The organism is Pseudomonas sp. (assembly GCF_036387035.1).
GTDB lineage: Bacteria > Pseudomonadota > Gammaproteobacteria > Pseudomonadales > Pseudomonadaceae > Aquipseudomonas.
Genome location: NZ_DASVUM010000002.1, coordinates 13,147 through 36,161, shown reverse-complemented (window position 1 = coordinate 36,161; position 23,015 = coordinate 13,147). Strand labels below are relative to the sequence as shown.

21 protein-coding genes are annotated in these 23,015 nt (G+C 60.7%); 11 read left to right on the top strand and 10 right to left on the bottom strand.

Translation table 11 applies throughout. From position 1 onward, the window contains the following. Positions 1-111: 111 nt before the first annotated feature. Positions 112-630, top strand: a complete 519-nt coding sequence (locus tag VF672_RS00390) for a glycine cleavage system protein R (protein WP_331100207.1) — start codon at positions 112-114, stop codon at positions 628-630. A 60-nt stretch (positions 631-690) separates the two neighbouring features. Here VF672_RS00390 and rarD read toward each other — a convergent pair whose 3' ends face one another. From rarD to VF672_RS00365, 5 genes are all read right to left on the bottom strand, one after another. After that, positions 691-1,584 carry an EamA family transporter RarD gene (gene rarD, locus VF672_RS00385; protein ID WP_331100205.1) on the bottom strand — a complete coding sequence of 298 codons (894 nt, stop codon included), beginning with the start codon at positions 1,582-1,584 and terminating at the stop codon, positions 691-693. Positions 1,585-1,733: 149 nt separating this feature from the next. Then, complete coding sequence (locus tag VF672_RS00380) at positions 1,734-2,708, bottom strand: serine/threonine protein kinase (protein ID WP_331100203.1); 975 nt, start codon at positions 2,706-2,708, stop codon at positions 1,734-1,736. A gap of 222 nt (positions 2,709-2,930) precedes the next feature. Then, positions 2,931-4,844 carry a PhoX family phosphatase gene (locus VF672_RS00375; protein ID WP_331100200.1) on the bottom strand — a complete coding sequence of 638 codons (1,914 nt, stop codon included), beginning with the start codon at positions 4,842-4,844 and terminating at the stop codon, positions 2,931-2,933. 103 nt (positions 4,845-4,947) lie between these two features. After that, positions 4,948-5,712, bottom strand: a complete 765-nt coding sequence (locus VF672_RS00370) for a TOBE domain-containing protein (RefSeq protein ID WP_331100197.1) — start codon at positions 5,710-5,712, stop codon at positions 4,948-4,950. 72 nt (positions 5,713-5,784) lie between these two features. After that, complete coding sequence (locus VF672_RS00365) at positions 5,785-6,519, bottom strand: ComF family protein (RefSeq protein WP_331100195.1); 735 nt, start codon at positions 6,517-6,519, stop codon at positions 5,785-5,787. A 109-nt stretch (positions 6,520-6,628) separates the two neighbouring features. Here VF672_RS00365 and bioB point away from each other — a divergent pair, with 109 nt between their 5' ends. The 10 genes from bioB to VF672_RS00315 all read left to right on the top strand — a co-directional run bounded on the left by bioB (position 6,629) and on the right by VF672_RS00315 (position 17,827). Next, the gene (gene bioB / locus VF672_RS00360) at positions 6,629-7,684 is read left to right on the top strand and encodes a biotin synthase BioB (RefSeq protein WP_331100193.1); all 1,056 of its coding nucleotides are present in this window, start codon (positions 6,629-6,631) and stop codon (positions 7,682-7,684) included. A 31-nt stretch (positions 7,685-7,715) separates the two neighbouring features. Beyond that, positions 7,716-8,906, top strand: a complete 1,191-nt coding sequence (gene bioF / locus VF672_RS00355; protein ID WP_331100191.1) for an 8-amino-7-oxononanoate synthase — start codon at positions 7,716-7,718, stop codon at positions 8,904-8,906. After that, on the top strand, positions 8,899-9,630 hold the full coding sequence (locus tag VF672_RS00350) for an alpha/beta fold hydrolase (protein ID WP_331100189.1): 732 nt from the start codon (positions 8,899-8,901) through the stop codon (positions 9,628-9,630). The genes bioF and VF672_RS00350 overlap by 8 nt, the downstream gene beginning before the upstream one ends. Beyond that, a complete protein-coding gene (bioC, locus tag VF672_RS00345) occupies positions 9,623-10,471 on the top strand; it encodes a malonyl-ACP O-methyltransferase BioC (protein WP_331100187.1) in 849 nt (282 codons plus the stop codon). Before VF672_RS00350 ends, bioC begins: the two co-directional genes overlap by 8 nt. 87 nt (positions 10,472-10,558) lie before the next feature. Next, entirely contained in the window at positions 10,559-11,239 is a 681-nt protein-coding gene (bioD, locus tag VF672_RS00340; RefSeq protein ID WP_331100185.1) for a dethiobiotin synthase, read from the top strand. Positions 11,240-11,365: 126 nt separating this feature from the next. Next, positions 11,366-11,662, top strand: coding sequence for a pyrroloquinoline quinone biosynthesis protein PqqE (locus VF672_RS00335; protein WP_237251556.1), 297 nt, complete (start codon positions 11,366-11,368; stop codon positions 11,660-11,662). Between the two features lie 349 nt (positions 11,663-12,011). Beyond that, entirely contained in the window at positions 12,012-13,817 is a 1,806-nt protein-coding gene (locus VF672_RS00330; protein WP_331100180.1) for a phenylacyl-CoA dehydrogenase, read from the top strand. A 177-nt stretch (positions 13,818-13,994) separates the two neighbouring features. Continuing rightward, positions 13,995-15,290, top strand: a complete 1,296-nt coding sequence (locus tag VF672_RS00325; RefSeq protein ID WP_331100178.1) for a GGDEF domain-containing protein — start codon at positions 13,995-13,997, stop codon at positions 15,288-15,290. 223 nt (positions 15,291-15,513) lie between these two features. Continuing rightward, positions 15,514-17,292, top strand: a complete 1,779-nt coding sequence (locus tag VF672_RS00320) for an acyl-CoA dehydrogenase C-terminal domain-containing protein (RefSeq protein ID WP_331100176.1) — start codon at positions 15,514-15,516, stop codon at positions 17,290-17,292. A gap of 373 nt (positions 17,293-17,665) precedes the next feature. Then, entirely contained in the window at positions 17,666-17,827 is a 162-nt protein-coding gene (locus tag VF672_RS00315; protein WP_331100174.1) for a YqaE/Pmp3 family membrane protein, read from the top strand. Positions 17,828-17,918: 91 nt separating this feature from the next. Here VF672_RS00315 and VF672_RS00310 read toward each other — a convergent pair whose 3' ends face one another. The 5 genes from VF672_RS00310 to pqqB all read right to left on the bottom strand — a co-directional run bounded on the left by VF672_RS00310 (position 17,919) and on the right by pqqB (position 22,947). Further along, positions 17,919-19,745 (bottom strand): S9 family peptidase, encoded by a 1,827-nt coding sequence (locus VF672_RS00310; protein ID WP_331100172.1) that lies wholly within the window; start codon positions 19,743-19,745, stop codon positions 17,919-17,921. After that, positions 19,711-20,898, bottom strand: a complete 1,188-nt coding sequence (pqqE, locus tag VF672_RS00305) for a pyrroloquinoline quinone biosynthesis protein PqqE (protein WP_331100170.1) — start codon at positions 20,896-20,898, stop codon at positions 19,711-19,713. The genes VF672_RS00310 and pqqE overlap by 35 nt, the downstream gene beginning before the upstream one ends. Next, positions 20,870-21,145, bottom strand: coding sequence for a pyrroloquinoline quinone biosynthesis peptide chaperone PqqD (gene pqqD, locus VF672_RS00300; protein ID WP_331100168.1), 276 nt, complete (start codon positions 21,143-21,145; stop codon positions 20,870-20,872). Before pqqD ends, pqqE begins: the two co-directional genes overlap by 29 nt. Next, complete coding sequence (pqqC, locus tag VF672_RS00295; protein ID WP_331100166.1) at positions 21,142-21,897, bottom strand: pyrroloquinoline-quinone synthase PqqC; 756 nt, start codon at positions 21,895-21,897, stop codon at positions 21,142-21,144. Before pqqC ends, pqqD begins: the two co-directional genes overlap by 4 nt. A gap of 138 nt (positions 21,898-22,035) precedes the next feature. Then, positions 22,036-22,947 carry a pyrroloquinoline quinone biosynthesis protein PqqB gene (pqqB, locus tag VF672_RS00290; protein WP_331100252.1) on the bottom strand — a complete coding sequence of 304 codons (912 nt, stop codon included), beginning with the start codon at positions 22,945-22,947 and terminating at the stop codon, positions 22,036-22,038. Positions 22,948-23,015 lie beyond the last annotated feature (68 nt).

Sequence of the window (23,015 nt, the reverse complement as noted above, 5' to 3'; positions counted from 1 at the left end):
CTAGTGGTGTAAGCGCAAGAGCGGGCTGCGTGGACGTGCCTATACTTCCCCACCATCCATGGGGCGTGTTATGAGAGAGGCCCGAGTCGCTGCAGATAAAAGGAGTCGTTTGTGGATCATCTTATCGTCACGGTGTCAGCGCCGGACAAGCCAGGCGTTGTCGAGCAGCTCGCTGAATGCGTTGCCGAGCATGGCGGCAACTGGCTGGAGAGCCGTTTATCCCACATGGCCGGGCAATTTGCCGGCATCCTGCGGGTCAGCGCGCCAGCCGATGCGCATCAACCGCTGCGCAGCGCGCTGGAAGGCCTTTCGGCAAAAGGGATCCGCGTGTTATTCGCCGAAGCCGTTCCTGAAACCGCACCTGAATGGAAACCCATAGCGATGGAGTTGGTAGGGAATGATCGACCGGGCATCGTGCGCGACGTCACCCGCGTGCTGACCGAGCAAGGCGTCAATCTCGAGCATCTGGTGACCACCGTCGAACCGGCGCCCATGAGCAGCGAAACGCTGTTTCGTGCTCACGCAGTGCTGGGGCTGCCGTTGGACCTGTCGCTGGACGTGCTGCAGCAGCGCCTGGAAACCCTGGCCGATGATTTGATGGTGGAGCTGCACCTGCCGGCCGATGAGTAAATGGGGAAGCCGCTGCAGGTCCGGCGTGTCGGCCGGCCTACAGCGATTTAACTGCTGCGGTCAGGCTTGAGCGCGTTTGCGCAGCGAGCGCCAGGCGTCGACGCTATAAACGATCAACCCGGTCCAGATGAAGGCGAAGGTCACCAAAGTGGCCGAGGGCATGTGTTCGTCGTACAGCACAACCGCCAATGCGAGCACGAGCGTCGGCGCGATGTACTGTAAAAAGCCCAGCGTTGCGTAGGGCAAGTGCCTCGCCGCAGCGTTGAAACACACCAGCGGGACGAGGGTGACCGGACCGGCGGCGGCCAGCCAGAGCGCCTGCGATGTGGTCCAGAACTCAGGCTGTGCGCTATGGGCAAGCGGGTTGAAAATTAACCAGCCCACCGCCAGCGGCACCAGAATCCAGGTCTCCACCACCAGACCGGGCAATGCGGCCACCGGCGCTTTTTTCCGGATCAGGCCGTAGAAACCAAAGGTGAACGCCAGCGCGAGGGATACCCACGGCAGGCTCCCCACTTGCCAGACCTGCTGCAACACCCCGACCAACGCCAGCATCACCGCCACCCATTGCAAGGGACGCAGCCTTTCGCGCAGCAGCACCATGCCCAGCATCACGTTGATCAGCGGGTTGATGAAATAACCCAGACTGGCTTCAACCATATGGTTGTTGTTCACGGCCCAGACATAGATCAGCCAGTTGGCCGCAATCAACGATCCGCTGCAGGCGAGGATGGCCAGTCGTGTGGGGTTATCACGCAATTCTTGCCACCAGCCGGGATGCTTCCAGACCAGCAGCAGGAGCGAGCCGAATATGGCAGACCAGATCGCGCGGTTGACGATGATTTCCAACGAAGGAACGCTGGCAAGCACCTTGAAGTAGATCGGAAAAAGTCCCCAGATAATGTAGGCGCTCAGGCCCAAAATGTACCCGCGACGCGGGTTGGCAGCTTGCATGGGTGGTCCTTCGGCAAGTTTTTTGTTGTGGTGTCAGGCGAATAAGCAGGTGTTGAGCGCGCTTGCCCGCGATCGCGGTGGATCAGTTGCAGGGTGGGTGCTGCAAAAACCATTCGCGGGCTAGCGCGCATCTACAGGAGTTCATCGTTTTAAAACAGCTTCAGCGGCTCCTCGTTCAACGCGGACAATTGCTCGCGCAACGCCAGCACTTGATCGCCCCAATAGCGTTCGGTACCGAACCAGGAAAAGCTGCGCGGGAACGCCGGATCGTCCCAGCGACGCGCCAGCCATGCGCTGTAATGCAACAGGCGCAATGCGCGAAGTGGCTCGATCAGTGCCAGCTCACGTGGATCGAAGTCGTGGAACTCGTTGTAGCCGTCCATTAACTCCGACAGCTGACTCAAACAGTCCTGACGATCGCCGGCGAGCATCATCCACACATCCTGCACCGCCGGGCCCATGCGGCAGTCGTCGAGATCGACGATGTGGAAGATTTCGTCGCGGGTCATCATGTTGCCGGGGTGGCAATCGCCGTGCATGCGGATGTTTTGATGGGGCGTAGCCGCGTAAGCGTCTTCAACGCGCTTGAGCAGGTCTTTGGCAACGGACTCGTAGGCCGGCAGCAGGCTGCGCGGAATCACATTGTTATCCAAGAGGTAGTTCAGCGAGTTGTGGCCGAAGTTCTGCACGCCAAGGGCTTCGCGGTGCTCGAACGGGCGCGTGGCGCCAACGGCATGAATGCGCCCCAACAATTGGCCGAGGCGGTACAGCTGATCGAGATTGCCGGGCTCCGGCGCGCGGCCGCCACGACGGGGGAAAAGGGTGAAACGAAAGCCTGCGTGCTCGAACAAGGTCTGGCCGTTGTGCACGAGGGGTGCGACGACGGGGATTTCGACGTCGGCGAGCTCTGCAGTGAAACTGTGTTCTTCGAGAATGGCTTCGTTGGTCCAGCGATCAGGCCGGTAGAACTTGGCGATCAGCGGCTGCTGCTCATCAATGCCGACTTGATAGACACGGTTCTCGTAGCTGTTGAGCGCGAGAATACGGGCGTCGGTGACAAAGCCGATGCTTTCGACGGCGTCCAGCACCAGGTCAGGTGTAAGTGTTGCGAACGGGTGGGCCATGCTAACTCCTGCGCGCAGCAGGCTGCCGCGTCGGGCCAGCCATGGTAACTCAGGCGTGTTGCACCTGACACCGGGCGTTACACCAGTGGCTATCCACCCTGTCTCATTTCGCCTGCCTGATGCACATTCAGCGCACGCAAAGCCTCGTCGCGAGCAAGCTCATTCCCTCAGGTATGCACCGTCTGTCACCCGGCGCATGAGTTCGAGTTCATCAAACCCAGCTTATGCGCCGATCACCCCGCCATCCTCCCGCGTGATCACCATCACCGAAGACCTCGGCTTGCCGTCTGGCAGATGTTCGGGGAAGGTCGAGCCACCGTTTTCGCCGGGGTGCTGAATCCCGACGAACAACGCTTTTTGATCAGGCGCGAAGCTGATGCCGGTCACTTCGCAGCCCACCGGCCCGACCATAAACCTGCGAATCTCACCGCTGACCGGGTCGGCGCAGAGCATCTGATTATTGCCCATGCCGGCGAAATCGCCCGCGTTGGTGGAATCGCCGTCGGTCAGAATCCATAGCCGTCCGGCGCTGTCAAAACCCAGGCCGTCCGGGCTGTTGAACATATTCTGCGGGTTGATATTGGCCGAGCCGCCCTGGGGCGTTCCGGCATGCACCCCTGGATTGCCCGCGACGACAAACAGATCCCACGCGAAGTCCATGGCGGCTGCGTCTGATCCGGTTTCCTGCCAGCGAAGAATCTGGCCGTACTGATTTTTTGCGCGGGGATTCGGCCCGCCAACGGGTTGCCCCTCATCGCCGCGCTTGATGTTGTTGGTCAGCGTGCAATACACCTGACCGTCTTTAGGGCTGACGACGATCCACTCGGGCCGGTCCATGCGTGTGGCTTTGACCTGGCTTGCCGCCAGGCGCGCATGAATCAGCACTTCGGCCTGACTGGCGAACCCGCTGGAGGCGTCGATGCCGTTCTTGCCGTGGCTCAATTCAATCCATTTGCCCTGGCCTTTCGGCAGCGCGGGATTGCTGTCGCCGCCATCGAACTGCGCCACATACAAAGTGCCGTGATCGAGAAGGTTGCGGTTGGCCTTGGGATGCTTGTGATCGATTTTGTCGCGGCTGATGAATTTGTAAATGAACTCGCCGCGCTCGTCGTCGCCCATGTACACCACGACGCGGCCGTCTTTCGTCTCCGTCAGGGCGGCATTTTCGTGCTTGAAGCGGCCAAGGGCGGTGCGTTTCACCGGCGTGGATTGAGGATCGAACGGATCGATCTCGACCACCCAGCCATGGCGATTGGGTTCGTTGGGGTTTTTGGCGACGTCGAAGCGCGGATCGTGCAGATGCCAGTTCACTTCCTTGCTGGCCACTGTTATCCCGTAGCGCTTGGTCGCGGCGTCGAAGGTCTGTGTGGGATTGCTGCTGCCAAAGCAGTCGGTGAAGTTTTCTTCGCAGGTCAGGTAGGTACCCCATGGCGTTTTGCCGTTGGCGCAATTCTGGAAAGTCCCGAGTGCGTTCTTGCCGGTCTTGTCGGCAGCCGTCTTCAACCATTCGTGGCCGGCAGCCGGGCCACTGATGTGAATCGGCGTGTTGCCATGGATGCGGCGGTTGTATCTGGAGCCCTGCACGAACACCCATTGCTGGCCTTCGCGCTTCACCTCGATCACCGAAACGCCTTCGCTGGCCTGCGCCTTGTGCACGTCTTCGGCCGATTGCGGGTCTTTGCCGTGATCGAACAGATAGCGGTAGTTGGTGTACTCGTTGTTGATCGCCATTAGCGCCCGGCTGGCGGTGTCCGGGTTGTCAGCGGGGAAGGTGAAGAGGCTCATGCCGTCGTTGTTGTCGCCGAATTGCACCTCCTGCATTTTCGCCGTGCCTTTGCCGCCAGGGTCGAACGCCGGGCCGTTCGTTTGCAGCGGCTGACCCCAACTGATCAGAACCGAAGAACGATACCCAGGCGGCAGGCTGATGCTGTCGGCGGTGGAGGAGGGGATGCTCTCGAAGCCGAGCAGCGTGCTGTTGGCCGCGCTGACACTGGCGGCTATGGCGCTGCGGCTGAGCAGGTTACCGCCCAGAAACATCGCGGCGCCGCAGAGGGCGCCCGCGCCGATGAACCTGCGTCGGGTCAGGCCAACCATGTTTTCGAGGTCGGTGGGTTGGTTATCTTTTAATAGCGTCATCACGGGCTCCCTGCGGTTTAGCGCAAAACCCTATGCACTCGAGATGACGCTATTGTGTCGGTCCGATGACGAGTCGGCCGCAGGCCTTAGGTGCATGTGCACTCTAAAGCGGCGTTCCGATCAGAATGTTGGACGGCGCGAATTGGACATTCACCTCGCCGCCGACCTTGAGCTGCAAGGCGTGCAGCCTCTGCACGTCAACGACGGCGCACAGGACCTGATGGCTGGAGAGGACTATTCTGACCTCGCTCGGCCCGTCCTCGGCGTCGAGAATTTCCTCGATTTTCCCGGCGAGGCAATTGTGTCCGGTTGTTTCGGAATGCTCGGGTGCCAGTAATTCCAGCCAGCCCGCCTTGATCAGTGCGAACACCGCCGTGCCGATTTCCAGGCCCAGTCGCAGGGTGCTGTCATGGGTGATCTGCGCCTCGATCGACAAGCCGCCCGCGAGCTGCAACGTGATCATGTCGTTGCGGCCCTGCGACCGGACGCCGCTGACCTGTCCATGCAGCTGGTTGCGCGCGCTGGTGCGCAGCATCAACCGGCTGAGCAGCGCCAGGTCGTCAGACTCTTCTGCGGTTTCCAGCAGTTGGGTTTGCAGCGCTTGCAAGCGCTGATAAAGCTTCAGTACGCGTTCGCCTTCAGCCGACAGTTTCGCGCCGCCGCCTCCACGACCGCCGACGCTGCGCTCCACCAGCGGCTGGTGCGCCAGATTGTTCAGCTCATCGATGGCGTCCCAGGTCGCTTTGTAACTCAGCCCGGCGCTCTTCGCGGCGCGGGTGATCGAACCCTGTTCGGCAATGTGCTGCAACAGCGCGATGCGATGCGGGCGACGGACCATGTGCTGGGTGAGGGAAGGCGGTAGTGACATAGGGGCTGGATGCGCTGGAGGGGATGACGCCGAAGTGTAAGCCAAAACGCTTTGTCTCAAACCACGCGGATCTCATTCACCCGGCTTCGCGGTTCTCGCCAGGCAATACACGTCAACCGACCTGGCGCCTGCCTTGAGCAACAGTCCGGCCAGCACACCAGCCGTGGAACCGGTGGTGAGAACGTCATCGATCAAGGCGAGGTGCTTGCCGAGAATCGCCGTGGCGTCCCTTATCGCAAAGGCGGACGCCAGGTTGCGCTTCCTGGCTTTCGCGTCCAGTCCCTGCTGCGAAGGTGTTTCTTTCACGCGGCGAATCACGCGCTCATCCACCGGCAGGTTCAGCCGCGCGCCGAGCCAGTTGGCCAACATTGCCGCCTGATTGAAGCCGCGTTGGCGCAGTCGTTTCTTGGCAAGTGGCACTGGAATCAGCCAGTCGGGTCGGCGCAGGCCTTCATCGAAGCGGTGCTGCAACGTGTCGCCCAGCAGTTCGGCGAGCAGCCGCCCCAGCGGCCATCTGCCTTGATGCTTGAAGCGTGTGACGAGCGCGTCGACCGGGAAGTCGTAAAGCCACGGCGCAACGACGTCGTTGAACGCCGGCGGCTGCCGATTGCAGGCGCCGCAAGTCAGCCCCGACATTGGCATGGGCAGGGCGCAACGGTCGCATTGGTCAATGAGCCATGGCAATTCACGCTCACAGGCCACGCAGATCGGGGTACTTGAATCGGTCGCTTCGTCGCACAGCAGGCATGACTGAGTGTTTTTTAACCAGATGTAAACTTCGTGCCCGTTATATGGTTGACAGCGCATGTTGCTTCCTTAAATATGCCGAACATCCGTGTTGTGCCTGTGGGTTTTCCGGTTTTGCCGATGGCGAAGCCGCCCGGGTCATCGTCCAGAAAACATCAAGGAGCCGCCCATGAGCGCCAGCATCAATGCCACTCTGCGTCACGACTGGAATCTAGCCGAGGTCAAGGCGCTGTTCACACAGCCATTCAATGACCTGCTGTTTCAGGCGCAGACCGTGCACCGCGCTCACTTCGACGCCAACCGCGTACAGGTCTCGACCTTGCTGTCGATCAAGACCGGTGCCTGCCCGGAAGACTGTAAGTACTGCCCGCAGTCGGGCCACTACAACACCGGTCTGGAAAAAGAGAAGCTGATGCAGGTCCAGCAAGTGCTGGAAGAAGCTGCACGTGCCAAGGCCATTGGCTCGACGCGTTTCTGCATGGGCGCGGCGTGGAAACACCCTTCGGCCAAAGACATGCCCTACGTACTGGAAATGGTCAAAGGCGTGAAGGCCATGGGCCTTGAAACCTGCATGACCCTGGGCAAGCTGGATCAGGACCAGACCCAGGCGCTGGCGGACGCAGGCCTCGATTATTACAACCACAACCTCGATACGTCGCCGGATTTCTACACCAGCATCATCACCACCCGTACCTACAGCGAGCGCCTGCAGACCCTGTCCTACGTGCGTGACTCCGGCATGAAAATCTGCTCCGGCGGCATTCTGGGCATGGGCGAATCCCTGGATGACCGCGCCAATCTGCTGATCCAGCTGGCCAACCTGCCAGAGCATCCGGAGTCCGTGCCGATCAACATGCTGGTGAAAGTGGCTGGCACACCGCTGGAAAATGCCGACGACATTGATCCGTTCGATTTCATCCGCATGCTGGCCGTCGCTCGCATCCTGATGCCGCAATCCCACGTGCGCCTGTCTGCAGGTCGCGAAGCCATGAATGACCAGATGCAGGCCCTGGCGTTCTTCGCCGGCGCGAACTCGATCTTCTACGGCGACAAGCTGCTGACAACCGCCAACCCGCAGTCTGACAAAGACATGCTGCTGTTCTCGCGTCTGGGTATCCAGCCGGAAGCGCGCGAAGAGCATTCGGATGAGGTGCATCAGGCGGCCATTGAACAGGCGCTGATCGAGCAGAAAAGCAGCGAGCTGTTCTACGACGCGGCGGTTTGAATCTTCATCAATGGCTTGACCTGAGGCCGGCATGTCTTTTGATCTGAACGCACGTCTCGCTGCCCGTCGTGCCGAGCATCTGTATCGTCAGCGGCCTTTGCTTCAAAGTCCCCAGGGCCCTGAAGTGGTGGTCGACGGCAAGCCGCTGCTGGCGTTCTGCAACAACGATTACATGGGTCTGGCGAATCATCCGGAGGTCATTGGCGCGTGGCAAGCCGGCGCCGAACGTTGGGGCGTCGGCGGTGGCGCCTCGCATCTGGTGATTGGCCACAGCACGCCTCATCATGCCCTTGAAGAGGCCCTCGCTGCGTTCACCGGGCGGCCTCGCGCGCTGCTGTTCTCCAACGGTTACATGGCGAACCTTGGCACCGTTACCGCGTTAGTGGGGCAGGGCGACACCGTGCTGGAAGATCGCCTCAATCATGCTTCGCTGCTCGACGCCGGACTGCTCAGCGGTGCGCGGTTTTCGCGGTATCTGCACAACGATTGCGCCAGCCTCGCCAGTCGGCTGGATAAAGCGGTCGGTGACACGCTGGTCGTCACCGACGGGGTGTTCAGCATGGACGGCGACGTCGCTGACCTGCCCGCATTGGCGAATGCCGCTAAAGCCAAAAACGCCTGGCTGATGGTTGACGATGCCCACGGCTTTGGCCCGCTGGGCGCGAACGGTGCGGGCCTTGTCGAGCACTTCGGTTTGGGCATCGACGATGTCCCGGTGCTGATCGGCACGCTGGGCAAATCCTTCGGCACGGCCGGCGCATTCGTTGCGGGCAGCAAAGAATTGATTGAAACCCTGATTCAGTTCGCCCGCCCCTACATTTACACCACCAGCCAGCCGCCGGCGCTGGCGTGCGCGACGCTGAAAAGCCTCGAACTGCTGCGCACCGAACACTGGCGACGCGAGCACCTTGGTGCGCTGATCAAGCAGTTTCGCGTCGGCGCCAAGGCACTCGGCCTGGAGCTGATGGACAGTTTTACGCCCATCCAGCCGATCCTGATTGGCGACAGCGATCGCGCTCTGCGGTTTTCACAATTGCTGCGAGAGCGCGGGGTGATGGTCACGGCCATTCGTCCGCCCACGGTGCCCGCGGGGAGTGCGCGTTTACGCGTGACCTTGTCCGCCGCGCACACCGAGGCGCATGTGCAGCTATTGTTGCAGGCACTGGAGCAGTGCTATCCGCTGCTGGACGCAAACCCATCACCGGAGCCAGACCATGCGTGATCAGTTGATCCTGTTACCGGGCTGGGGCCTCGGCGTCTCTCCTTTGGAGCCTTTGGCAGCGGCCTTGCGAGGGCTGGACGAACACCTGCGGGTCGCGATCGAGCCGTTGCCCGACATGGACAACGATGACCTTGAAGACTGGCTCGACGAGTTGGATTCGACGCTCCCCGATAACGTCTGGCTGGGCGGCTGGTCGCTGGGCGGCATGCTCGCCGCCGAACTCGCCGCGCGCCGGGGCGAGCGCTGCTGCGGTTTGGCAACATTCGCCAGTAACGTTTGCTTCGTGGCCCGCAGCGAGTGGCCCAATGCTATGCCGCAAACCGATTTCGACGCGTTCATCGCCGGTTGCAAAGCCGATCTGGACGTCACGCTCAAACGCTTCAGTCTGCTGTGCGTGCAGGGCGCGGAAGAGCCACGGGCGTTGTCCAGACAACTCAAGGCCTGCGCACCCCACGGTACCAGCGCCGGCTTGATCGAAGGCCTGAAGCTGCTTGAACAAATGGACACGCGTAAAGCGCTGCAGGCGTTTCGCGGCCCTCAATTGCACCTGTTCGGCGGTCTCGATGCGTTGGTGCCGGCGGAGGCCTCGGCGGATCTGCTCGCGCTGCAGCCTGACATCGAGGTCGGCATGATCGAGCAGGCCAGTCACGCTTTCATTCTGGAAAATCCGCACGGCGTCGCCGCTGCAGTTCATGCGTTTTTACACGAGTCCGGTGATGACTGATCTTTCCCACTGCGCGGTGTTGAAGGCCGTGAAACAACAACAGGCATCCGACCCTCATCTGCTGCCGGACAAACGTCAGGTGGCAGCCTCCTTTTCAAAAGCCGCTGCCAGCTACGACAGCGTGGCCGACTTGCAGCGAGCCGTCGGCACCGAGCTGATCACGCGGCTGCCTGATATGACGCCTTCTCGCTGGCTGGACCTGGGCAGCGGCACGGGTTGTTTCAGCCGTGCGCTGGCGCAGACGTTTTCGCAAAGCGAAGGCATTGCGCTCGACCTCGCCGAAGGCATGCTGCGTTATGCACGTCCCTTGGGCGGTGCCCATCATTACGTGGCGGGCGACGCGGAGAACCTGCCGCTTCGCGACGCGAGCGTCGATCTGATGTTCTCCAGCCTGGCGGTGCAATGGTGCCCGGACTTTTCAGCGGTGCTGAGGGAAGCGGGTCGCGTGCTGAAACCGGGCGGTGTGTTCGCCTTTGCCAGCCTCTGCGTCGGGACGTTGTTTGAGTTGCGCGATAGCTGGCAGGCGGTGGACGGCAGGGTTCACGTCAATCGTTTCCGCGCGTTTGGGGATTATCAGCGACTCTGCGCTGCCAGCGGTCTGAGCGTGCGCAGTCTCGACGTCTTGCCGCATGTGTTGCACTACCCCGATGTGCGCAGCCTGACCCACGAACTCAAGGCACTGGGCGCGCACAACATCAATCCGGGCCGCCCGGGCGGCCTGACCGGCCGGGCCAGGATTCAGGCGTTGATCAACGCGTACGAAGGGTTTCGTCAGGAAAAAGGCCTGCCTGCTACTTATCAGGTGGTGTATGCGATCCTCGCAAAACCCGGCGTTGTTTAAAAAATGATCTATTTGGTTAGCGTTCGTCCCACGGGCGCTATAGTAAGCAGGCAATAGTTTGAAATATCTGAACGGATGGTCGCCACGATGAGCGCTGCGTATTTCATCACGGGAACCGATACCGACGTCGGCAAGACCACTATCGCCACGGGGCTTTTGTACGCGGCGCGGCAGTCAGGTTTGAGCACGGCGGCAGGCAAGCCGGTCGCCTCTGGCTGCGACATGAAACCCAAGGGACTGCGCAATTCCGACGCCGTCGCCTTGCGGGCCGAATGTTCGATCCAGCTGACCTACAACGAAGTCAATCCGGTGGCCTTCGAGCCCGCCATCGCCCCCCATCTGGCCGCGCGCGAAGCGGGTGTAGCCCTGACGGTGCAATCCTTGCTCGGCCCGATGCAGCATATCCTCGACAAGCAGGCTGACTTCACACTGATCGAAGGTGCGGGTGGCTGGCGCGTTCCGCTGGCCGATCAAGCCAATCTGTCCGACCTGGCGATCGCCCTTGGATTGCCGGTGATACTGGTGGTGGGCGTGCGGCTGGGCTGTATCAGCCACGCGCTGCTGACAGCCGAAATCATCGCCAATGACGGCCTGCAACTGGCAGGCTGGGTGGCGAATATCATTGACCCGAAAACCTCACGGCTTGAAGAAAACCTGGCCACGCTCGCAGAGCGCCTGCCGGCGCCGTGCCTCGGTCGGGTACCGTTCATGAAGAAAGCGACCCCGGAAATGATCGCCGAGCATCTGCATCTGGAGTTGCTGGATTAGCCGGTAATGAGTCGCGGAGTGTGAGGCACGTCACAAGGCGCAATGCCACTAGTCGTATTGCGCTGTGATGAGGGTGCAATGCTGCTTTAATCGCAGTGTTCGTTTTATGAACAGAGGATCGTGCTCATGCAAATCTCACTGAACAACACACTGTACCCGGGCCTTAGCGCAATGCAGGTTGGACAGAGCCGTGTCGATCAGGCTGCGACGCAACTGGCCAGCCCAGCGACCGAAGTGTCGGGACGCAGCCAGTCTTCGGATTTCCAGCTTGAGCGCCTGCGGTCCGTCGACCGTCCGCAAAGCTCGGACATGGCCACGAACGTGGTCGAGCTGACCCAGGGCCGGATTCAAGTCCAGGCCGGTGTCAAAGTCGAAAAAGCCAGCGATGAAATGCTCGGCACGCTGATCGATACGTTCGCCTGATCTCCCCTCATTCCGTGCGCTGCTGCGCACGTTGCGGGCCGCTGCCCGTTTCCTGAATACTGCCTCATTCACGCGCCCATCCTGCGCGCGCTCTAGCGTGTTCTTTGCTCGCTCTCTCTGCAATCAACCCGTCTGTCTCAACGCCAAGGCGTCGTATGCGCACGCCTGCACGGTGCCCTCGTCAGGTGATGAAAGGTGCGGACCGTCGCTTGACAAGGTATAGGCGTAAACGTATGTTTCAAACACCTGTTTGATCGCCGAATCACTCCAAACGTCGGCGCCGGGGCGATGCCCCACAGTGACCACACGGTCATCCAATTCCAAGGTTCACCAGCAGAGGTTTATCGCTATGCCTGACTACAAGGCCCCCTTGCGTGATATTCGCTTCGTCCGTGACGAGCTGCTCGGCTACGAAGCGCACTATCAGAGTCTGCCAGCATGCCAGGACGCCACGCCTGACATGGTCGACGCCATTCTCGAGGAAGGCGCCAAGTTTTGTGAGCAGGTACTGGCACCGCTGAACCGTGTGGGTGACACCGAAGGCTGCACCTGGAGCGAGTCCGGCGTAAAAACCCCGACCGGTTTCAAGGAAGCCTACAAGCAGTTCGTTGAAGGCGGCTGGCCGAGTCTGGCCCACGATGTCGCCCATGGCGGCCAGGGTCTGCCCGAGTCGTTGGGTCTGGCAGTCAGCGAGATGGTCGGCGAAGCCAACTGGTCGTGGGGCATGTACCCGGGCCTGTCCCACGGCGCGATGAACACCATCTCCGAGCACGGCACCCCCGAACAGCAAGACGCTTACCTGACCAAACTGGTTTCGGGCGAGTGGACCGGCACCATGTGCCTGACCGAACCTCATTGCGGCACCGACCTGGGCATGCTGCGCACCAAGGCCGAGCCTCAGGCTGATGGCTCCTACAAAGTGTCCGGCACCAAGATCTTCATTTCCGCTGGCGAACACGACATGGCCGATAACATCGTCCACATCGTGCTGGCCCGCCTGCCCGACGCGCCTGCTGGCACCAAAGGCATTTCCCTGTTCATCGTGCCGAAATTCGTACCGGCCGCTGATGGCAGCGTCGGCGCGCGCAACGCTGTCACTTGCGGCTCGCTGGAACACAAGATGGGCATCCACGGCAACGCGACCTGCGTGATGAACTTCGACGGCGCCACCGGTTACCTGATCGGCCCGCCGAACAAGGGCCTCAACTGCATGTTCACCTTCATGAACACCGCACGTCTGGGCACTGCGCTGCAAGGTCTGGCCCACGCCGAGATCGGTTTCCAGGGCGGCCTGAAATATGCTCGTGAACGCCTGCAGATGCGTTCGCTGACAGGCCCGAAAGCACCGGAAAAAGCCGCGGACCCGATCATCGTTCACCCGGACGTACGTCGTATGCTGCTGACCATGAAGGCCTTCGCCGAAGGCACTCGCGCGATGGTGTACTTCACCGCCAAGCAAGTCGACATCGCCAAGTACAGCGACGATGCTGAAGCCAAGAAGCAAGCTGACGGCCTGCTGGCGTTCATGACGCCGATCGCCAAAGCGTTCATGACCGAAGTCGGTTTTGAGTCTGCCAACCACGGCGTGCAGATCTACGGCGGCCACGGCTTCATCGCCGAGTGGGGCATGGAGCAGAACGTTCGTGATGCCCGTATTGCGATGCTGTACGAAGGCACCACCGGCATTCAGGCGCTCGACCTGCTGGGCCGTAAAGTGCTGATGACCCAGGGCGAAGCACTCAAAGGCTTCACCAAGATCGTCCACAAGTTCTGCCAGTCTCAGGAAGGCAACGAAGTGATCAGCGAATTCGTGACGCCGCTGGCTGCGCTCAACAAAGAGTGGGGCGAGCTGACCATGAAGGTCGGCATGGCGGCCATGAAGGACCGTGAAGAGGTCGGTGCCGCTTCGGTGGATTACCTGATGTTCTCAGGGTATGCCTGCCTGGCGTACTTCTGGGCTGACATGGCTCGCGTCGCAGCCGAGAAACTGGCGGCCGGTACCAGCGAAGAAGCCTTCTATACCGCCAAGCTTCAGACCGCGCGCTTCTACTTCCAGCGCATCCTGCCGCGCACTCGTACTCACGTAGCCACCATGCTGTCGGGCGCGAGCAACTTGATGGACATGAACGAAGAGCACTTCGGCCTGGCGTACTGATTCACGCGAAGGGTTCTGATCAAGCCGCTTGTCCGCCAAGGACAAGCGGCTTTTTTGTGTCCGGTCGGTTTTGCCTGAGCGGCGCGCACATTCTCCTCATCTTATCTTCGATGCGGCCGATACAGGCACAATGCCATTTATTCAGCGCTTGCCTCATTCGGTCTGGAGATAGTCCTTTTGCTGCGCCCCTCCGCCGCACGGCTCAGTCATTTTTTACCTTCCTTGGCCTTGCTTGTTGCCGGACTGGCGGCCGCGTACGTGAAAGACCTCAACGTCTTCTTCACTTCGCTCTTCAATGTGCTGCCGACCCTGGTGCTATTGCTGGGCGGCGCGTATTGCGGCGTGTACAAGCGACAGCGTGAACTGTTTCTAATGATCACGGTGTACATCGCCTATTTCCTGCTCGACACGCAGACCGATTACTACCGCGATAACGGAAAGGTCCGAGAGGACGCCGCCGTGGTGTTCCATCTGTGCTGCCTCCTGCTGCCGGTCATGTTTGGCCTGTTTGCCGCATGGGAAGAGCGGACCCACCTCTTTCAGGACCTTGTGGCGCGACTGGCCGTGCTGGTCGCGGTAGGCAGCGTCGCGCTGGGTCTCGAACAGAGCTTCCCGGTCGGGCTGCTGGCCTGGCTTGCCGACATACGCTGGCCGGCGCTGCACGGAGACTGGATGAGCCTGATCCAGCTGTCCTACGTCACGTTTCTCATCGCTTTTGCGGTGCTGATTACCCAGTATTTCTACAAGCCGCGCCCTCTGCACGCTGCTCAACTGGTCGGGTTGCTCGGGATGTTCTGGGCGTTACCCAAAACCTTCATCCTGCCGTTCACCCTAAACATCATGTGCAGCCAGGTGATGCTAATGATTGCCGCAGCGGTTGCCCACGAGGCCTATCAAATGGCCTTCCGCGACGAACTGACCGGTCTGCCAGGTCGGCGCGCGCTCAATGAACGGCTGCAGCGACTGGGTCGCAATTACGTACTGGCGATGAGCGACGTCGATCATTTCAAGAAATTCAACGACACCCATGGTCACGATGTCGGTGACCAGGTGTTGCGTCTGGTGGCGAGCAAGCTGTCGAAGATCACCAACGGTGGCGGTCGTGCCTATCGCTATGGCGGTGAAGAGTTCGCCATCGTGTTTGCCGGCAAAACGCTCGAAGAGTGCATGCCGCATCTTGAAGTCATTCGGGAAACCATCGCCAGCTATCAGATACACCTGCGCAATCCGGACAATCGTCCGAACGATGACCAGCAGGGGCGCCAGCGTCGTGCAGGTGCGCAGGCTTCAACGGTTTCGGTGACCGTCAGCATCGGCGTGGCCGAGCGTCAGCCCGAGCATCGCAATCCGGAAGAAGTCCTCAAGTCCGCTGATCAGGCGCTGTATGCCGCCAAGGGCGCTGGCCGTAACTGCGTTATCAATCACGCCCAAACCAACAAGCGCGGTGCCGTCCGAATGGCCGCTGCCAGCTGAAGGCTGTTCCTCTCATTCTGTAAGCAAACGCACTTGAGCCTATGAGTGGGTGTATGTATGGGCGTTCCTTGCGCGTGACCAGATATCAGATAATAGTCACGTGTTGACCCTATGTGTCGCAAATGGTGTTCAGGTACACTCGCTTCACTGACCTATCGGCGCAGCAACACCTGTGCGGCGCCGCTCCTCTCCAGAGTTCTCTGCCGCTGAAACGAGGTTTGCCATGGCTGACTACAAAGCGCCTTTGCGCGATATGCGCTTCGTCCTCAATGAAGTGTTCGAAGTCTCCAGACTTTGGGCCACGCTTCCCGAACTGTCTGAAACAGTAGACGCCGAGACCGTTGAGGCGATTCTCGAAGAGGCGGGCAAGGTCACCGGCAGATCCGTTGCACCGTTGAGCCGCGCAGCCGATGAAGAAGGCTGTCACTGGAAAGACACCGTCGTCACCACACCGGCAGGCTTCGTTCAGGCCTACAAAACGTATGCGGAAGGCGGCTGGGTCGGCGTTGGGGGCAATCCGGCATTCGGCGGCATGGGCATGCCCAAAGCGGTCTCGGCGCAGGTCGAAGAGATGGTCAACTCCGCCAGCCTGGCGTTCGGGCTGTACCCGATGCTGACCTCCGGTGCCTGCGTCTCGATCAATACCCACGCCAGCGAAGCATTGAAAGCCAAGTACCTGCCGAACATGTACGCCGGCGTGTGGGCGGGTTCAATGTGCCTGACCGAAGCCCATGCGGGCACCGACCTGGGCATCATTCGTACAAAAGCAGAGCCACAGAGCGATGGGTCCTACAAGATCAGTGGCACCAAAATCTTCATCACCGGCGGCGAGCACGACCTTACCGAGAACATCATCCATCTGGTGCTGGCCAAACTGCCCGATGCCCCGGCAGGGCCCAAAGGTATCTCGCTGTTCCTCGTGCCGAAGATCATGGTTAACGACGACGGCAGCCTGGGTGAGCGCAACACGGTGTTCTGCGGGTCCATCGAGCACAAGATGGGTATCCAGGCGTCGGCAACCTGCGTGATGAATTTCGACCAAGCCGAGGGCTACCTGATCGGCGAGCCCAATAAAGGCCTGGCGGCGATGTTCACGATGATGAACTACGAGCGTCTGGGCGTTGGCATTCAAGGCCTGGCTTCCGGCGAGCGTTCGTATCAGAACGCGATCGAATACGCCCGCGACCGCCTGCAAAGCCGGGCACCAACCGGGGCGCAGTCCAAAGACACCCTCGCTGACCCGATCATCGTTCACCCTGATGTACGGCGCATGCTGTTGACCATGAAAGCGCTGAACGAAGGGGGTCGCGCGTTCTCTACGTACGTGGCACTCCAGCTGGACACTGCCAAGTACAGCGAAGACGCTCAGGTGCGCCAGCGCGCCGACGCATTGGTTGCGCTGCTGACGCCCGTCGCCAAGGCCTTTCTTACCGACATGGGCCTGGACACCACCGTTCACGGTCAACAGGTGTTCGGCGGTCATGGCTATATCCGCGAGTGGGGCCAGGAGCAGTTGGTGCGTGACGTGCGCATCACTCAGATCTACGAAGGCACCAACGGTATTCAGGCACTGGACTTGATGGGCCGAAAGGTCGTGGCCAGTGGCGGGGCCTATTACAAGTTGTTCTCCGACGAAGTCCGCGAATTCATCGCTTCGTCCGACAGCTCGCAGGCCGAGTTCACCAAGCCGCTTGCCACTGCGCTGACCACGCTGGACGAATTGACCGACTGGGTGCTGGACCGGGCGCGCAGCAACCCGAATGAAATTGGTGCCGCTTCTGTCGAGTATCTGCATGCGTTCGGATACACGGCGTACGCCTACATGTGGGCGATGATGGCCAAGGCCGCATGGGGTAAAGAAGGTCAGGAAGATTTTTACGCCAGCAAGCTGGGCACCGCGCGGTTCTATTTCGCACGTCTATTGCCCCGTATTCAGTCGCTCTCGGCGTCGGTGAAGGCGGGCAGCGAGTCGCTGTACCTATTAGAGGCGTCACAGTTCTGACGTAGCGAAACCCATGTAAGCATTTGCTTACATGGCGTGATGGCATTCGGCTCTAGCGCTTCAGTGGATCCAAGTTTAATCTACACACATGGACGTCGCGCAGGATGCGCAAACAGATAACAGGGACACGTAAGGGATCGCCTGCCAGGACGGCGGGAAGAAATGGAAGTCACGGGAAACAGTCTGGAGAACCTCGCTTAGGCGGGGTTTTCTTTTTTCTGCGTTCTGGAAAACGACTACGCCGCGGGCCGCTTCGCCTGATGTACTTGCGCGAAGCTGATGGCTTGATGATATGCGCCGTGGAACCCCTGTAACGGCCCAGGGTCGATTAGCTGTGCGGCCCCCATTGGGCTGTTAATCAGGAGCATCACCCATGGACATCATTCGCATCATCATCGCCATCCTGCTTCCACCCTTGGGCGTATTCCTGCAAGTCGGCCTCGCCGGCGCCTTCTGGCTGAATATTCTGCTGACCCTGCTGGGCTACATCCCGGGGATCATTCATGCGATCTACATCATTGTCAGTCGCAAGTAACGCCGCCAGATCCCAGGATCACGACGGATCTCAGCTGATCCGTAGGAGCCCAATCAGGCCTCAACGCTTATTACGGCAAACGCCTTCCCCGTCAGCCGTCAATCACCTTTCGGTAAAACGCCCATTCGGTCTCCAGTGCATGGGCCAGGTTGGCGGCTTTGCGGAAGCCGTGGCGTTCGTCGGGGTAGAAGTGTCCTTTAGCCGGTATACCGTTTTCCAGCAGCGCGTTGAGCATGTCGCGAGTCTGTGCGGGAACGACGACCGCGTCGAGTTCGCCCTGGAAGAAGATCACCGGGACTTTGATCTGGTTGGCATGCAGCAGCGGCGTGCGTTCCCGATAGCGCGCCATGTCGACGTCGGGATCACCGATCAGCCAGTCCAGATAATCCGCCTCGAACTTATGCGTGGCCTCGGCCAGCGCCAGCGGATCGCTCACCCCATATAGGCTGGCCCCGGCGCGGAAAACATCCTTGAACGCCAATGCGCACAGCGTCGTATAGCCACCTGCACTGCCGCCGCGGATGAACGCGTTTGCCGGGTCGATCAGCCCTTGATTGCCGAGGTAATCGACCACTGCGCAGGCATCCTCGACGTCGACCACGCCCCATTCCAGAAACAGCGCCTGACGGTATGCGCGTCCATAACCGGTGCTGCCACGATAGTTGAGGTCTGCGACGGCAAAGCCCCGCTGGGTCCAGAACTGGATACGCGGGTCCAGCGCGGGATAGCAGGCCGAAGTAGGTCCGCCGTGGATAAACACCACCAGTGGCGGCTTTACATCGCCATTCATGGCCGGATAGAAATACCCATGTGCTTCGCTGGCGCCGCTCGGATAACGCAAGGTTTGCGGCTGGCTGATGCGCTCGACGGGAAGCGGGCTCACACCGCCGGCCAATACCTGCACGTGTTTGTCAGTGCGATTGATGGCGATCACTGCGGAGGGGCTGACGGGCGACGCCGCGATGCAATAGAGGTAATTCGCGTCAGCCGCGACGCTTCTGAAGCGGCTGTAATCTCCGCTGAAATTTTCAACAGCGTCCAGCGCCGAGCGCATGCCCAGCAGACCTTTGCCGTCCTCGAACCAGGCGGCTACATAAGCGCCATCGCTGAGTGGCATCCACGTCGAGGCGCCCAGTTGCCATGGCGCTGAGGCGTGATCGGATTTGGCGGCGGGCAGCGCTTCAAAGCCGTCCAGCGTTTCAGCCCACGGTTGCCAGAAACCGGCGCGGTCGGTCAGGCAATACAAGCGGCCCGTTTCATCGAAGCGGGGTTGCTGAAGAGATTCCAACCCCAACCCGCCGGCCAGACAGTGCGGCCGGCCCCACGTGAGATCTGCCTGGCGTTCGACGCTCATCAGTCGCGTGGACGTCCACGGCTGATGCGGCCGCCACCACTCGATCCACACCAGCCGATTGCCGTTCGGACTGACCGTGGGCGAGGCGTAAAAGTCGGCGCCTTCGGCCAGCACATGCCGTCGGCCGTCGGCTACATCAATGGCGACCAGCCGGTGAGTGTCCTTATCTTCCTCAACCGCCAGAATCTGCCCCCGCGCGTACCGGACATCGCCGAATAGCGTGTCGCCCTGTGTCAGTGGCCGCGGCGTTAGAGCGTCGAAGGGCTGAAGGTAAATCTGCTGGTCAGCCTCGTTGACGAACACGACGGCATCGTCAGTCAAACAGAAAGACCCGCCGCCATATTCGTAAACCCGGCTGCGCGCACTGAAACCCTCAGGCGTCAGGCAAGAGGCCGTGCCGTCGTGCCAGCGCCAGATGCGCGTTGCGGCATCCTGCGGGCGGAATTCACTCCAGAAAAGCCCCGCGGGGCTGACGTTGATTTCGGCGAAATCGGCGCCTGCCGCCACGGCCTGGGCGGCAGTCAGCAGGTCAGGACTTGGCGATGAGGCGTGAGTTTCGTTCATTGCGGAAGGCCAGTTGCTCGATGGTCTGGCTAGCATACTCGGCTTCATCACGGGCTTGGGTGATCAGGTGATGCTGCGGCGACTTGCTGCACACCGGGTCGGCGTTGCTCGCATCGCCGGTCAGCATGAACGCCTGACAACGACAGCCACCGAAGTCCTTTTCCTTCTCGTCACAGGAGCGGCAAGGCTCGGGCATCCACTCATAACCGCGAAAGCGATTGAAACCGAACGACTCATACCAGATGTGCTGCATGCTGTGATCGCGCACGTTGGGAAACTGGATCGGCATCTGCCGCGCCCCATGACATGGCAGTGCCGTGCCATCCGGTGTCACCGTCAGGAACAGATTGCCCCAGCCGTTCATGCACGCTTTCGGGCGTTCTTCGTAGTAATCGGGGGTGACGAAGATCAGCTTCACCGGGTGGTTCTCGGCGGCGAGCTTGACGCGGTACTCGTTGGTGATGCGTTCGGCGCGGACGAGTTGGTCCTTGGTCGGCAGCAAGCCCACCCGATTCAAGTGCGCCCAGCCGTAGAACTGACAGGTTGCCAGCTCCACGAAGTCCGCTTCCAGCGCCACACACAGCTCGATGATCTTGTCGATCTTGTCGATGTTATGCCGGTGGGTCACGAAGTTAAGCACCATTGGGTAGCCATGCTTCTTCACGGCGCGGGCCATTTCCAGCTTCTGCGCGAAGGCCTTCTTTGAACCGGCGAGCATGTTGTTCACTTGCTCATCGCTGGCCTGGAAGCTGATCTGGATGTGGTCCAGCCCGGCTTCCTTGAAGTCGATGATCTTCTGCTCGGTCAGGCCAATGCCGGACGTGATCAGGTTGGTGTAAAAACCCAGCCGCCGCGCTTCGGCGATCAGCTCGGCCAAGTCCTGACGCACCAGCGGCTCGCCGCCTGAAAAGCCGATCTGCGCCGCGCCCATTTGCCGGGCTTGCGCCATCACTTTGAACCACTGCTCGGTGCTCAACTCCTGACCCTGCTTGGCAAAATCCAGCGGGTTGGAGCAATACGGGCACTGCAACGGGCAGCGATAGGTGAGCTCGGCAAGCAGCCACAACGGCAGTCCGACCGGGGGCGTGGGCGGAATGTAGACGTCGGACGGGGTGATGACTGATTCAGGCAAGTTCGATCCAGAGTTCTGCACGGGCGACCTCCATGAATTGCTCGACATCAGTGCCGAGCTCGGGAAAGCCGGGGAATTTTTCATCGAGCAACGCGATGATCGCGCCGACGCTGCGCTGACCATCGATCAAGCCGCCGATCGCGCTCGCGCTGTCATTGAGCTTGATCATGCCCTCGGGGTAGAGCAAGACGTGACCGTTCTGCGCGGGTTCGAACTGGAAACGATAACCGCGGCGCCAGCTGGGCACCTGTTCGCGATTGAAGCTCATAGGGTGATTCCTTTGTGCCAGACACGTTGCTCGGTCACGCTGTGGTAGGGAGGCCGGTTCAGCTCGTAGGCCATGCTCATGGCATCGAGCATGCTCCACAAAATGTCGAGTTTGAACTGCAGAATCTCCAGCATGCGCTGCTGGCCTTCCCACGTGGTGTAGTGCTGCAGCGTGATCGCCAGACCGTGCTCGACATCGCGGCGGGCCTGACCGAGCCGGGTGCGGAAATACTCGTAGCCTGTCGGGTCGATCCAGGGGTAGTGCTGCGGCCAGCTGTCCAGCCGAGACTGGTGGATCTGCGGCGCAAACAGCTCGGTCAGTGAACTGCTGGCCGCTTCCTGCCAGTTGGCGCGACGGGCGAAGTTGACATAGGCATCGACGGCGAATCGTACGCCGGGAAGGACAAGCTCTTGCGAGCGCATCTGATCCGGATCAAGGCCCACGGCTTGGCCGAGTCGAAGCCAGGCTTCGATACCGCCGTCTTCACCGGGCGCACCGTCATGGTCGAGCAGGCGTTGAATCCACTCGCGGCGGATCTCCCGGTCCGGGCAGTTGGCCAGGATCGCGGCGTCCTTCAGCGGGATATTCACCTGATAGTAAAACCGGTTGGCGACCCAGCCCTGGATCTGCTCACGGGTCGCACGCCCTTCATACATCGCCACATGGAAGGGGTGATAGATGTGGTAGTAGGCACCTTTGGCGCGCAGGGCCTGTTCGAATTCTGCGGGGGACAGCGGCGTTGCATCGCTCATGTCGGCACTCTTCTAAAGAATCTCTGCAAAATCCTGCGGGAGTGAGCTTGCTCACCAAGAGGCGATGACATCCGACGTCGGCGGCTGTCGCTTTGCCTTCGTGAGCAAGCTCTCTCCCACATTTCTTTGTATACGCTCCTACAGCTCGATGCTCATGCCATCGAACGCGACCTCGACGTGACGCCTTGCCAGTTCAGCGCGCTCGGGCGAGTCTTCGTCGAGTATCGGATTGGTGTTGTTGATGTGGATAAGCACCTTGCGCTGTCGCGGCAGTTTTTCCAGCACTTCGAGCATGCCCCCGGGGCCGTTCTGGGCCAGATGACCCATCTCGGTTCCGGTGCGGGTGCCGACGCCACGGCGCTGCATCTCATCGTCGTCCCACATCGTGCCATCGACCAACAGGCAGTCGGCGCCGCTCATTTTCTGCATGAGGGCATCGTCGACTTTGCCCAGGCCAGGCGCGTAGAACAGTTTGCCGCCCGTGCTCAGGTCCTCGACCATGAGCCCGATGTTGTCGCCTGGGTGTGGGTCGAATCGGTGTGGCGAATAGGGCGGTGCAGCGCTGCGCAGCGGAAATGGCGTGAAGCGCAGATTCGGGCAGGCCGGAATGACAAAACTGCCTTCCAGTTCGATGCGGTTCCAGGCCAGCCCGCCATTCCAGTGCGTGAGCATGTTGAACAGCGGGAAACCGGTGCTCAGGTCTTCGTGAACCATGTCCGTGCACCAGACCTGATGCGGGCAGCCTTCGCGCAGGCTGAGCAGGCCGGTGGTGTGGTCGATCTGGCTGTCCATCAAAATAATCGCGCTGATCCCGGTGTCTCGCAAACCGCGGTTGGGTTGCATCGGAGCAAAACCCTGAAGCTGGGCGCGAATGTCAGGAGACGCGTTGCACAAGATCCAGTTCACTCCGTCGTCCGAGAGCGCGATGGACGACTGGGTACGTGCGTGGGCCCGCAAGCTGCCGTCGCGAAAGCCTGCGCAATTGGCGCAGTTGCAGTTCCACTGAGGAAAACCACCGCCAGCGGCGGAACCGAGAATCTGGATGTGCATGTGAACCCCGTAGCGACGGGCCATTCCGGCCCCTGAAATCAGAATCGCGTTAACAAAAAAGCCCCGGC

What these genes read in the sequence shown, in the direction of transcription:
- bioB (WP_331100193.1), top strand. Translation starts at nt 6,629, where the DNA reads ATGAGCGCCAGCATCAATGCCACTCTGCGTCACGACTGGAATCTAGCC.
- bioC (WP_331100187.1), top strand. Translation starts at nt 9,623, where the DNA reads ATGACTGATCTTTCCCACTGCGCGGTGTTGAAGGCCGTGAAACAACAA.
- VF672_RS00350 (WP_331100189.1), top strand. Translation starts at nt 8,899, where the DNA reads ATGCGTGATCAGTTGATCCTGTTACCGGGCTGGGGCCTCGGCGTCTCT.
- VF672_RS00380 (WP_331100203.1), bottom strand. Translation starts at nt 2,708, where the DNA reads ATGGCCCACCCGTTCGCAACACTTACACCTGACCTGGTGCTGGACGCC.
- VF672_RS00375 (WP_331100200.1), bottom strand. Translation starts at nt 4,844, where the DNA reads ATGACGCTATTAAAAGATAACCAACCCACCGACCTCGAAAACATGGTT.
- VF672_RS00310 (WP_331100172.1), bottom strand. Translation starts at nt 19,745, where the DNA reads ATGAACGAAACTCACGCCTCATCGCCAAGTCCTGACCTGCTGACTGCC.
- VF672_RS00370 (WP_331100197.1), bottom strand. Translation starts at nt 5,712, where the DNA reads ATGTCACTACCGCCTTCCCTCACCCAGCACATGGTCCGTCGCCCGCAT.
- rarD (WP_331100205.1), bottom strand. Translation starts at nt 1,584, where the DNA reads ATGCAAGCTGCCAACCCGCGTCGCGGGTACATTTTGGGCCTGAGCGCC.
- bioD (WP_331100185.1), top strand. Translation starts at nt 10,559, where the DNA reads ATGAGCGCTGCGTATTTCATCACGGGAACCGATACCGACGTCGGCAAG.
- pqqD (WP_331100168.1), bottom strand. Translation starts at nt 21,145, where the DNA reads ATGAGCTTCAATCGCGAACAGGTGCCCAGCTGGCGCCGCGGTTATCGT.
- pqqC (WP_331100166.1), bottom strand. Translation starts at nt 21,897, where the DNA reads ATGAGCGATGCAACGCCGCTGTCCCCCGCAGAATTCGAACAGGCCCTG.
- VF672_RS00365 (WP_331100195.1), bottom strand. Translation starts at nt 6,519, where the DNA reads ATGCGCTGTCAACCATATAACGGGCACGAAGTTTACATCTGGTTAAAA.
- bioF (WP_331100191.1), top strand. Translation starts at nt 7,716, where the DNA reads ATGTCTTTTGATCTGAACGCACGTCTCGCTGCCCGTCGTGCCGAGCAT.
- VF672_RS00330 (WP_331100180.1), top strand. Translation starts at nt 12,012, where the DNA reads ATGCCTGACTACAAGGCCCCCTTGCGTGATATTCGCTTCGTCCGTGAC.
- VF672_RS00315 (WP_331100174.1), top strand. Translation starts at nt 17,666, where the DNA reads ATGGACATCATTCGCATCATCATCGCCATCCTGCTTCCACCCTTGGGC.
- pqqB (WP_331100252.1), bottom strand. Translation starts at nt 22,947, where the DNA reads ATGCACATCCAGATTCTCGGTTCCGCCGCTGGCGGTGGTTTTCCTCAG.
- VF672_RS00335 (WP_237251556.1), top strand. Translation starts at nt 11,366, where the DNA reads ATGCAAATCTCACTGAACAACACACTGTACCCGGGCCTTAGCGCAATG.
- VF672_RS00320 (WP_331100176.1), top strand. Translation starts at nt 15,514, where the DNA reads ATGGCTGACTACAAAGCGCCTTTGCGCGATATGCGCTTCGTCCTCAAT.